Genomic DNA, 11,249 nt, shown 5'->3' on the forward strand with positions numbered 1-11,249 from the left:
ACAATCTTAAACCGTAACCAAATCGTCATTTTCTGGCGGCGAGTTACTCGCCATATCGGTTTGATTCGGCGCGCTAACCGGCGAAGATGGTGCAGCGACATTTGGCGCAGTTGGTGCAGCGGCTACTTGACTGGCAGCGTAGGGATTAACACCGTTGTCACCGGTACGTGGCGAGCCCGCTTCGATAAATCGGTGCAAAGTCATAATATTCAAAAACTTAACCGCCGACATTTCGATGCTGGTAATAATCGCTTTGGTTTTGTTCTGTAAGATCGCGTTCAAGATCAACAACGGGATGGCGGCGATCAAACCGAGTGCGGTGGTGTTCATCGCTACCGAGATAGACGAAGACAACAATTGAGACTTTTCCGCGGGGTCGGCATTCGCGACCGCCGTAAACGCGCCAATCAAACCAACAATCGTACCCAACAAACCCAGCAGTGTTGCAACGTTCGCAAGCACGGGTAAGTAACCGGTACGCTGCTCTATACGAGGCATGGTTTCTAACATACCCTCACTCATTGCGTTCTCGACATCGGCACGCTGCCGCGACACCTTCATCATGTCCAAGCCACAACCAATAATCCGCACCACTGGCGCTTGGTTCTCGCGGGTATACATTTGCATTTTTTCAATTTCAGTTGTACGCAATAGCGGCAAGAAATCCGAAAACGCTTTTGCATTGCGAATCTTTTCGTACTTCAGGTAAACCCAGCGTTCAATAGCAATCGCCAGACCTATAAAAAACACAATCGCAATCGGTGCGATAAAGAAACCGCCCTCTTGGAAAAATTTAACAATAATGCTGTATACATCTGTCATAACAAATACTCTATTTAGGTGCGGTTATTCTGTTGCAGCAGCGGGCGCTAGGTTTTCCGCGCCAACACTCTGGGTATCAATATTTTCTAAATTCATCTCGTCGTAAATATTCATGGATCGCAACACAACATCGCGATCGACAAGGTCTAGGGTCTGATCGTACTTAACGTCCAAATTCCACTGCAATTTGTCTGGCGTCGACGTGCCCTTCCAAGGAATAAAATAGCTCACCGCAGGCTGCTCTTTGTCGCCAACAAAGGTCGACTCCAATTTATAGTAGGCGGCGTTCGGCACTTCTTCATTTTTGCTTTTCGACTTCTTTTCTTCGTCGGCACTCGCCACAGCCGCCAATAGAAACCCACTAATAACACAAAAAGTACAACGCCATAGATGGCTTGCAATACGCTTTTTTAAATTGCTCATGGGGTTCCTCCAGCCGCGCCAACTTGCGTTAGCGGAGCTGCACTAGCTACCCCCGCTTTTATACTGTAATTAACGCCGGTGCGTTCGCGCAGCTCGACCAGCCAAGCGTCTATCTGGCTGTCTTTGCCTTGGGTTAAAAACTGGTAGGCTTCCATATGCTGCTGCGCTTTAAGCGGCAGATTTAAATACACATCGTAAAGTATGCCGAGGTTTAGATGCGCCTCGGGGAAATCTGGCCAGTAGTTCAATGCCGTGGCATAACTGTTTTGTGCAAGAACAAATTCGCCTTGCTTGCGATAAAGCGCTCCCAAACGAAGGTGCGCGTTAATATTTTGTTTATTAACCTGAATAGCCCGACGATAAAAATCTAACGCTTCCGCTGAATTCGCGCGCTCGTTTGCGATATCACCCAGCATAACCAATGGCCCGGATAGATTTTTCTCTTCTGCGGTTAAGGCCGTCAACAGAGTTACCGCTTTATCGAAATCGCCCGATTTATAGGCTCGCCTAGCGTCGATATAACTGGCAACAGCCTGCTTACTAACACGCCCTGTTTGCTCTGCATATTGGTTCGGTGCAATTTGATAGGGTAGCTTTTGCCCCTCTTTATCAAACTGGTCACGAGGTAAAAATCCAGTGGTCTCGATCAGCTCTGGCGCAACATCCACGGCGGTGCTTACATTCTGTTTGGAAGAGCTACCAGCACAGCCGTTCAAAAATAACAGCACAGATAGAGCTAATCCCGCTATAACAGCAAAGCGGCTGTAATTAATATTTGAATTAACGTATTTCATCGCCATAGCTCACAATTAATTCATCTTTCGCAAATCGAGCCGGATTCAACTCGCGCATTGCGGCAAAACTTTTTTCGATCCACTCGTTAAACTCCCCAGACCAAGCACGTTCCAAGTTAGCGGTGTGCAGCTGGGCGGCAAGTTGGGTCAACGGCTGTGCCTGTTGCGCAATAATCGACTGATAAGTCTGCGTATCGGACGATGACATTCCCGCAGGTACCGGTGCAGCCATCAACTGGTTAGCGAACATTTGATACAAATCGCCAATTTTGAACGAAGATTCCGTAACGAACTCGAGAAAGCCATAATCAGCGGCTGCTTGATAGCGTTGCTGAGCGCTCTCTAACATCTCTTTCTTACGTGGCAAACTTTTCACCAAAGGTAAACGCAACCGCGTCTTTTTGAATTCGCGATAAAAGTACTCGCCGTATTCGCGATTCGCCCAAGCGGCCAGCCAGCGACTGCGCTCAGTGCGTTGTGCACCACCCTGACTATCGCCGTCAATAATTCGACGTAACCAATAGAGTTTTTTGCCTTCTTCGTCTAACGCTTGATAGTTTGTCGCCATGTGATAGCGAGCTTCCATACGTGTCTCGAAGGGCTGTTCGTAGGCGTTAGCGTAGCGCTTAAACAGGGTAACTGCTGTGCTATGGTTCGTATTTTTCTCATACATTAATGCTGCGGCAAACAGCGCCTCGCGCTTAACTTCCGCGTCTGGATCGCGCTTACTAAGGGCAAGATACTCTTCCGCGGCCAATGCCCATTGCTCACTTTGCTCATAGGCGTAGGCCAACTGACGGGGAAACTCAACCGCCATTTCATGATCGGCAGAGCGCGTAATCAAGTCCTTCAACTCAGTGATGACGGGGTTCCATTGCTTTAACGACAACAATAGCGCTACCGCCTCATATTGCGCCGTGGCACGAATTTTTGAGTTTGGCACAAGCGCCTTAATTTTTAAGAAGTAGTCTGCAGCGCCTTGAATATTGGCACCAGTTTCAAGATCTTGCGCATGCCGGTAGATCGAGCTAGCCAAACGTTCGGAAATGGCAATAAATTCTTCGCTTCCCGGCTTACTGAGATTACGCTGCTGTAAATAGGCGTCTTCGGCTTGCGTGTACTGCTGCAGTTTGAAATGCGAATGGGCCATAATGCCAAACGCCGTTTTCTTTAACTCCAAATCAAGCTCGGTGTCGTTAGCGATCAGTGCAGTGCTGGTGTCAATTGCACGCTGATATTGATCCAAGCTAAACATGGTTTCGGCAGCTGTGGTCAATACCGTTGGCGAACGGCTATCGCTGTCGTAGGTTTGACTAAAGCGCAGCATCGACTCAACGGCGAGCGCCTGCCATTGCTTTGCCGCTTTACTACCATCGGTCAGACCATCAATAATATTTTCGTAACACACGATCGCCGCATAACCGGCATTAGCCGCCTGCTTCTCGGCACTTGAGCCGAGAGGATGATAGGCAACAAGCTCGTATTCCTGCGCGGCTAATTGATACCGTTTTGCGAGAAATAAGGCCTCGGCTTTTAGAAAGCGCATTTGGTCTAGTTTGCTATCCGCCGCAAAGGTATCGATAAACTCTTGATAAAAACCTGCCGCGACATCCAGCGCTGCCACACCATCCATTTCAAGCTGAGCGCGCTTCTTCTTTTGCTGGCTATCATTCGCGCTGGTTTGTTCGACATCCGCAATCGCTTCTAAAAAATCCTGCCCGGTTGCATGATTATGCTGAGCTAACTCTTCTAGATACAGTTTAATTACCGGTTCAATATCCGCCCGTAAACCGCTTGCGGTTGAAGCCTGCTTATTACCCGAATAATTGGAATGAATACCATAAGAAGACACATAACGCGTTTTCTCATCAAGTGCCTGCTTTGGAAAACCGCCTTTCAAATAAGTCGCTACGAGTTTCTCGTGGAGGCTCGGCGCGCGTGTAGAGTCAGCAAAGCGAAGTACAAATGCGCGATAAGATTCTGCCGACTCTTCATACAATTCCTTACCCAGATAGTAATCGCCCATCTCGCTATACAACAGCCATATATAAGCGCGGTTTGCCAAACTCGGAATAGACTCAATTGCGCCTGCACCGCCAATTTTATCAAACGATAAGATAACCGAATGCAAGGTATCACTCGCCATGGACTGTTCCGCTTTCGCGAGCCCGTCCAAATTCTCATCTTGCTTAATCAGGGAATTCAGCACAAATGCAAATGACTCGATACTCTGGCGGTAGCGATACTGCTTGTACTGTGTCCAGGCCAACATGTAGTGCGCGTTCACCCAGAGTTTTTCGTTAGTTAACTTGGTAACCGCACTGTAGGCCTGCTCGGCTTTTGCATAGCGCTGGTAGCCGAAATAGATATCGCCCATACGAAACCACGCTTCGGCAATATTAGGGTAGTAAGGATGGCGCTGAGTAAGCTGCTCCATCATTTTCAAAGCTTCGTCTTGATCGCCTTCCATATCGTAGGCTTTCGCTAACTGATAAAGCACTTCAGCATTGTCTGGCGAGTCGGGATACTTCTCGAGGATGTCGCGATAGGATTTTATCGCATCTAAATAGTTGCTTTTCGGCGCGCCACTATTTTTATTCTGGTTTTGCACCCCTTCCATCATATACACGTCGGCAATGCGGCGTTGAATCTGTTCTTTTAGTTGCTCATCTTCAAACAGATGCAGTAGCTCTTCATATTCGGCGCGAACCTCTTGGTGATCCATCGCCTTAACTTCGACAGGCTTTTCACGCTCCGGTTTATAACGCAGCTGGCCCAAGGTCGCTTGATTGCCGCTTGAACTGCAACCCGCAAGGATCAAGCTGGACACAAAGGTTAAAGCCCAATAGGTTGATTTCATGACTATTTGTCTCCCGCGGCAGCATCATTCTGTGGTTTAGCATTTTCCAACTCTAACAATGTCGAGTCGAAAAGACGCGCTTTGGCAAGCCGCGATTGCGCCCAATAGTAACGCATGCGTTCTTCATGTTTGGTTAGCTCATCGTTTACTAGCTTACGCATCACCGGCTCTAGCTGTGCAATTAAGGCCCGAGTTTGGCGTAACTTTAACGCCGCACGCTGATGGTGCTCTTTGACCATAGTCGGGTAAGACGCCGGCTGCTGGTAGGGCTTCTCAATTTTTTTAAGTTGGCGTATTTTGTCATCCAGCAGCGTCATCTCACGCGACACGTTTGCTAGCACTACATCAAAGCGCTCCGTTTGCTCTTCCTCAAGCGTTAAGGTCGTCAACCTAATTTCGGCTTTTTGGTCGCGTAGACGCTCATTTAATATTTCACTGCGGGCAATCAAATCAGACAATTCATCCACCGCGGCGCGACGACCTGCACTCGCCAAAATTAATTGATGCTGTTCGGTTTGCGCAAGCCAATAAGAAAGATTGTCGTCAAGTGTGTAGAGCGCAGCCAAATCTTTTAAGGTTTCATTAAAGGGATGGCTAGCCATTAAATCGATAAGAAACGGGGTAAGCTTTTTATAGTCCACAGACGCGTGCGCACTGTACCAATCACTTTCGTCCATTATCGCATCAAGGTTTTCGATAAACTCACGAGGCACATCTTGCTGACCAATAATACGGCGCGCCTCGGCTAGCATCTCTATACCTTCTTTAAAGGCTTTTTCGGCCATGACATTACTGCGCAACGCTTTTCGTGGTGAGCCTTCCTGTTCGTAGAGATGCGCGAGTAACACCTTAGACTCTTGCACTTCTGGAATTGCTATAGAGCGGTCGTCTAACAGTTGCAACGCCGGTACGGCTTCACTGTAGAGTTTCATATTAATCGCTGCCCAAGCATAACTGAGCAAGGCGCGATTAGAGTAAAGGCCTGTAGTGCGGATACCGCGTAAATACAGCCACGCCTGAGGTAAGTTGCCGGCCTGAGTCGCCAACTGCGACAAACCATGCTTAGCGCGATCCGCGAGCGCGAGTAGTTCGCGATTCTGCCCTTGATAACCCGCCACCTCCTCTAGCCCTGTGATTGCAGAAGCTACATTACCAGCACGCAATTGCGACACCGCGATATTAAAGATCAAATATGAATAGTGTGGCTGCTCACCAGATAACTTTGAAATTGCATCGCTAACGGCATCACCATGACTCCCGTCATTTTTCAGCAGTGAAGCTAAATAGTGATATTCGATATGAAGATCGGCAGGAATTTTTCCGTCAATTTTGTCGAGTGCACGATTGGCGCTCACTCGATCAGATTTACTGTAAAAAAGTTTTGCCAGATGATACCAAGCGCGATTGCGAACCTCGATATCGGTTTTCACATCGAGAAGTTGGGAAAATAACGCCTCGGCTTGATCGGGCAAACCATAGCTGAGCAACATACCGCCCTTAAGTATTTGTGCACGGCCACGGGAGGCAAGGTTATTGCCACTACGCTCCACAACACGCTGCTCAATTAAAGCGTTGAAATAGTCTTTTTGAAAAAACTGGTAGAGTACGGTTCCGTAATCGAGGGCTTGCTCAGACTGAATATGGGACGAGGCTTGAGTGGCCGAGCTACTAGCGGCCGACCAAAAAAACGTTAGGGTAAATAGCGCGGGAAATAATAGTAGCGGCCAGCGTAATAAGATAGAGCAACTAAATCCAATGCGAGTTCGAACTAAGCCTCTAGTCAACAACTGACTGCACGCCGAAAAAAAGTGGGGCCCTATGCTATACAACATTGCTTCTATCACCAGCGCTTTAATTCGAACCTTGGCTCTTGAGTCGATCCCTCATCCATAATCGCCAGTTCAAGAAACTCACTGCCTGCACTTTTCTCAAAGTCTAGTGTCGCTGCACGCTTATAAGGGCGGCCATCTTTTCCTAAGCCCGTGAAAAATGCGGTGGCGCTGTGCATCCCCTGATTTAAATTCGTCACATACAAGCGATGAATACCGCCTCGGCTTAACGCCGTACGCTGCTTCTTCGAATAAATTTGCGTGGCAACCAACTTGCCATCTATTTTTAACTTGACACTTTCGAGGGTAAAAAATTGCCCCGTTGTTAGCGATAAGAACACCGTATAACGGGTATTTGATGGGAAGAGTAACTTTTCTTCCATATTGCGAAGGTCTTTATTTAGCTCAATAACCTCCTGCTTTAACGACTGAACATTGGTTGCAATGCCGCGTAAGTCACTTATATTCTTCGCACCCTGCTCAGGCTCAACCTCCTGAAAGTGTTGCGCGTCGACATTTTTCGTCCAATCGCTCTGGGCCTCGCTAGGGACAGCAGTTTCGCCTTGCGAGCTATTAGTTTTTTCAGCCGTATTGTCGGCAGCTAAAGTATGCGTAACAAACAAGCCTAAAAAACTCGAAACGCAAATAAACCCGAAGGAAAACAAAAGACTCCGAGTTCTCGAACGCCCAGTGTTAGCCGACTGTTGCGACCTTTTACGACTTAAAATATGCACCGACTTCACACCATCATTGTTAATTTGATCACAACAACTATTGAGATCATCTATTACCGAACTTTTACGGTCGGTAAAACATACGCGAATTGGTACCAATTTCCTATATAACATAAACCTAGAGTCTTGATTCTGAGAACCAGATAACAGCGAATATGCGACTAAATTTTTATTACCAAGTTACTGGCCACACTATCTCGTTATATGCGATGGCAAAGGTGACAATATGCCCTGTTTTATTCGTTTCTAACCGCGAGCGATACTAGCTTTTTAGACAACATTCGTAATATCTAGCGTAAAACCTAAGCAACTTGCGAATCTGCTGAGAGCGTCACGCCTATTAAGGCGCTAAGTATCCCTGTGCTATTGCTGTGATGCCTGCGCTTTGGTTCAATAGGTTTATGTTTAAATAGCGCTAGACGCCAACGCGATATTTCTTAAATATGATTTTCACCTCCGCAGGAGGTAAGAAGAATGGACCTGAAGCAATGCCTACACCGATAAAAAATACCGCCCTATTGGGATTTACCGCGCTTTTTGCTGTTACGAATTTGGCTTACGCTCAGGAAGCTGGCGACACAATAGGCGGGATCAATTCGGATAAACGCCCCCCAATCATCGAACCGACCAACCAGCCCAAGCCCGTTAAGGTCGCCAAAATTGATACGGAGAAATTTGAATTGGGGGCGTTTATTGGCTTGCTGAATATCGAGGACTTCAACACCAACCCAGTATTAGGCATTTCATTTAGCTACCACTACAAGCCCAATATCCTTGCGCAAATTAATCACGGCCGCTCGACCGCAAGCCACGCCTCATTCGAAGAAAACTCTGGGCTCAATTTTTTGGCCAGTAGCGATTACGATTTCACCTATACAGAATTATTGGCCGGCTATAGAGTGTTACGTGGCCGCTCATTTATGGGCAAGAATGTAAAATTAGACTCGGATATCTATCTTCTCGCCGGCCTAAGCCAGAACAGCTTCGCCGACAACAGCAAAATTGGCTACAGCTTCGGCGCCAGCTACAGAACAGTGCTAACCGATACCATTACCGTTAATATCGACTTTAAAGACCATATTTTTAATCGAGAATTTATTGGTGACGGTAAAACAACACACAATACCGAGTTAACGATTGGCTTGAATATTTTATTTTAGCGGGCGTTAAATCATTTCTAATCACTTAGACCAACTATCGAACTAGAACAGAAAACTAACACCGGCGGTAATCACGCCGTTATGGGTGGTCTTATTTTCGTTTATAAGATTTGAGGTATAAATAAGATCGCGATAGTCTAAACGCAACACAAAGGTACGCGCAAAAACCACCTGATATCCGACACCCGCCGTATAGGTAAAGCTCGCCTCACCACCAAAGCTGGTATTACCAACGCCACCAACCACATAAAGCGCGGCTAAATTTGCAGCGCCAGAATCAGCTAAAAACTCCGCTTGAAACAAGTTGTAACCCAACAGCAAATCATAATGTTCAAAATTGCGGTCGGCGCCATCAAAGTAAGCGCCTTGACTACGCTCATAGGATGAATAGTCGGCATCTGTACGCAAAAAATTAAACTGCAAAAAGAAATCTTCGCTGGCTTTAAACGTAGCACTGGTGCCCAGCACTATCTCGCTGCCAAAGTCTTCAATATTGATTAAGCCAACCTGCATACCAATATCGAACAACTCATTATCGATTGTCGACAAATTTGCCTGAGTATTATTTTGCGCGCTAGCAGAAACCGGCAAAAGCGTTATCAACACGCCCAATAAAAGCAAGCTGATACCGCCTGATTTTATATGGCGGAGAACCCTTAGAAGAAAGTATTGAAACCGATTTTCCATGCACCTAAACCTATATTATCTGAATCTGTTGAAACGTCGTAACTTCGGTATTCCAACTTAACGACAAAGTTTCGCCCAAGGTAATAGCTTGCACCGACGGCATATTGAATGAAATCTGACTTTTTAATTTCTACTGGCACCAGCTTCGGCTGAGTACCCACATCCATATTGCCAGCGCCAACCAAAATATAGGGTGAAACCTGCCACTGACTAAAGGGTTCTACCAATAGGTTAAAGCCGTAAAAACTACCGCGTAGTTCATCGCCATAAAATTTACCGTACTCAGCCTCGACACCTAACCAGCTGATTGCGCGATAGCCGCCGTTAAGCGTCCAAAAATCGGCGCTTTTTAACTCGCCTCGAGTAAATGCGCCGGACGAAAAACCAACCCGAAAACTATTTTTCAAATAATCGCCGTAACTCACAGTAGGTAAATCGGCGGGTTCGCCGGTTGTTTGAATGGTACGAGAAATTTGCGCAGCGCCTACCCAGCCGGTATGACCATTACGCAACCGAACCTCATACCAACCAGGCTGACGCGCAAGAATCTCGATTAACTCGCCCTCTTCTATCGCGTACAACACTGGGTAGCCACGGCCGGGGCCGGAGTGCACATCGGCATAGGCGTCTATCACCCGCAACGAAACCGGCGCATCTGCAGTTCGATCGACAGCAAAAGATTCAGCAAGGGTCGCTGTACTGAATAGGCTTATCGATACGATAAGTGCGCAAACGGTAACACAACTCTTGCGCGATCGAGCCAAAAGAACACACCTAAGCCCTAGCAACCTAAACGGCCGTACGCCAAACCATAAAGCGCTCTTCAGCGGTAACAGTAAAAACGATCGAAACGATAAAAAGTGACAAGTGAATTTTGGCAACACTTTCTCCAAGACACAAAAAAGCCGAATAGGCCATTCTAACCACAGGCCCATTCGGCTTCACCGAGCAATAGTGCAATTTGTGACGCATTACCTGCAGTTCAACAATCGGCAGGTAATGCGGAAAATTCGATTGTATTAAGTATAAACAGACTCGGAGAGGCAAACGCCCTTGCCCCAAGCCCTACCCAGTAAATTAGCATACACCCTTAAACGTTCGCCACTTCCTGCGCTGCAGGCATACCGCTCACCAAAGAATCGAACATGCTCTATCCATTTGTCAGGATTAATGCCCAATTGCGAAATAAGTGGCGGAATTTCCGAAAAAATAAACCCACGCTTACCCTCACGAATAATTCGCCCCGTCCTATCAACCAAGTCGAAATAATCTTCTCGTGTAAACGGCAAAGCCACGTGAATTGAAAGACGATTAGTACCGCTAAATGGCATAAGTGGCACCTCGGACTGTTTAGACAATCCAAGCTCAACTTTTAATTGTCGCTGCTGCTTAACGCGACTCGCGACTTGCCGTTCGGAATTGGATTTATTGGGCTTATGTTTTGAATAGTCGAATATGCGCTGCTGGATTGAGGTGAAATCGCTACGCGCTAAATCTGGCTCCATCGCCGCGCGCACTGGATTTAAATCAACGTAGGCCATGCAACTAAGTAGCGCACCCTCATCTAGCAACGCCTGACTTTTGAATCGACCCTCCCAAAAACGGCCCTTGCAGTTATCTTCGTCATTTGCCATGCGGGCAATCGTTTCGTTAACGCCGCGCATAAACCAACTAATACAGCTCAACCTGGTACGCCAGTCGTCAATAATTTCATTCACCTTATCGAGTGTAGCCGCATCCAGGCTCTGCGGATTTTCTAGCCAGCGATCCACAAAAATACTGCCGCTATACAACACACTGTTCTCGATGCGCGTAATCCGCACCGACTACAGCTATAAAAAAACCCGCTTCAATGAAGCGGGTTTTTTGTTTGCGCGGCTTGCTATTTACGCGGTTTGTTTTCGTCTGCTAGCGAGTAGGCCCAGCATTAGCAGCAACCA

The 11,249-nt window shown here is 47.1% G+C and carries 10 protein-coding genes; 1 reads left to right on the forward strand and 9 read right to left on the reverse strand.

The window, feature by feature from the left end:
* Positions 1-6: 6 nt before the first annotated feature.
* The 6 genes from IDZ20_RS06555 to IDZ20_RS16340 are packed head-to-tail and all read right to left on the reverse strand — an operon-like array spanning position 7 to position 7,576.
* On the reverse strand, positions 7-822 hold the full coding sequence (locus IDZ20_RS06555) for a MotA/TolQ/ExbB proton channel family protein (protein WP_188150628.1): 816 nt from the start codon (positions 820-822) through the stop codon (positions 7-9).
* A gap of 24 nt (positions 823-846) precedes the next feature.
* Positions 847-1,245, reverse strand: a complete 399-nt coding sequence (locus IDZ20_RS06560) for a hypothetical protein (protein ID WP_188150629.1) — start codon at positions 1,243-1,245, stop codon at positions 847-849.
* Positions 1,242-2,039 (reverse strand): tetratricopeptide repeat protein, encoded by a 798-nt coding sequence (locus tag IDZ20_RS06565; protein WP_245792160.1) that lies wholly within the window; start codon positions 2,037-2,039, stop codon positions 1,242-1,244. Before IDZ20_RS06565 ends, IDZ20_RS06560 begins: the two co-directional genes overlap by 4 nt.
* A complete protein-coding gene (locus tag IDZ20_RS06570; RefSeq protein ID WP_188150630.1) occupies positions 2,026-4,899 on the reverse strand; it encodes a tetratricopeptide repeat protein in 2,874 nt (957 codons plus the stop codon). The genes IDZ20_RS06565 and IDZ20_RS06570 overlap by 14 nt, the downstream gene beginning before the upstream one ends.
* 2 nt (positions 4,900-4,901) lie before the next feature.
* Positions 4,902-6,683: a tetratricopeptide repeat protein gene (locus IDZ20_RS06575; protein ID WP_245792161.1), complete on the reverse strand. Its 1,782-nt coding sequence runs from the start codon at positions 6,681-6,683 to the stop codon at positions 4,902-4,904.
* A 56-nt stretch (positions 6,684-6,739) separates the two neighbouring features.
* Complete coding sequence (locus tag IDZ20_RS16340; protein ID WP_245792162.1) at positions 6,740-7,576, reverse strand: hypothetical protein; 837 nt, start codon at positions 7,574-7,576, stop codon at positions 6,740-6,742.
* A gap of 374 nt (positions 7,577-7,950) precedes the next feature.
* Here IDZ20_RS16340 and IDZ20_RS06585 point away from each other — a divergent pair, with 374 nt between their 5' ends.
* Positions 7,951-8,622 carry an outer membrane beta-barrel domain-containing protein gene (locus IDZ20_RS06585; RefSeq protein WP_188150631.1) on the forward strand — a complete coding sequence of 224 codons (672 nt, stop codon included), beginning with the start codon at positions 7,951-7,953 and terminating at the stop codon, positions 8,620-8,622.
* 42 nt (positions 8,623-8,664) lie between these two features.
* On the opposite strand, the gene IDZ20_RS06590 is transcribed toward IDZ20_RS06585, so the two are convergent.
* The 3 genes from IDZ20_RS06590 to IDZ20_RS06600 all read right to left on the reverse strand — a co-directional run bounded on the left by IDZ20_RS06590 (position 8,665) and on the right by IDZ20_RS06600 (position 11,132).
* Entirely contained in the window at positions 8,665-9,309 is a 645-nt protein-coding gene (locus IDZ20_RS06590; RefSeq protein WP_188150632.1) for an outer membrane beta-barrel domain-containing protein, read from the reverse strand.
* Positions 9,279-10,073 (reverse strand): SH3 domain-containing protein, encoded by a 795-nt coding sequence (locus tag IDZ20_RS06595; protein ID WP_245792163.1) that lies wholly within the window; start codon positions 10,071-10,073, stop codon positions 9,279-9,281. The genes IDZ20_RS06590 and IDZ20_RS06595 overlap by 31 nt, the downstream gene beginning before the upstream one ends.
* A 255-nt stretch (positions 10,074-10,328) precedes the next feature.
* On the reverse strand, positions 10,329-11,132 hold the full coding sequence (locus IDZ20_RS06600; protein WP_188150634.1) for a transposase: 804 nt from the start codon (positions 11,130-11,132) through the stop codon (positions 10,329-10,331).
* Positions 11,133-11,249 lie beyond the last annotated feature (117 nt).

The organism is Teredinibacter waterburyi, assembly GCF_001922985.1.
In the GTDB taxonomy this organism is placed as follows: Bacteria; Pseudomonadota; Gammaproteobacteria; order Pseudomonadales; family Cellvibrionaceae; genus Teredinibacter; species Teredinibacter waterburyi.

Coding starts and splice junctions, on each gene's coding strand:
- IDZ20_RS06555 (WP_188150628.1), bottom strand. CDS start 822: ATGACAGATGTATACAGCATTATTGTTAAATTTTTCCAAGAGGGCGGT.
- IDZ20_RS06565 (WP_245792160.1), bottom strand. CDS start 2,039: ATGAAATACGTTAATTCAAATATTAATTACAGCCGCTTTGCTGTTATA.
- IDZ20_RS06570 (WP_188150630.1), bottom strand. CDS start 4,899: ATGAAATCAACCTATTGGGCTTTAACCTTTGTGTCCAGCTTGATCCTT.
- IDZ20_RS06560 (WP_188150629.1), bottom strand. CDS start 1,245: ATGAGCAATTTAAAAAAGCGTATTGCAAGCCATCTATGGCGTTGTACT.
- IDZ20_RS16340 (WP_245792162.1), bottom strand. CDS start 7,576: ATGTTATATAGGAAATTGGTACCAATTCGCGTATGTTTTACCGACCGT.
- IDZ20_RS06590 (WP_188150632.1), bottom strand. CDS start 9,309: ATGGAAAATCGGTTTCAATACTTTCTTCTAAGGGTTCTCCGCCATATA.
- IDZ20_RS06585 (WP_188150631.1), top strand. CDS start 7,951: ATGCCTACACCGATAAAAAATACCGCCCTATTGGGATTTACCGCGCTT.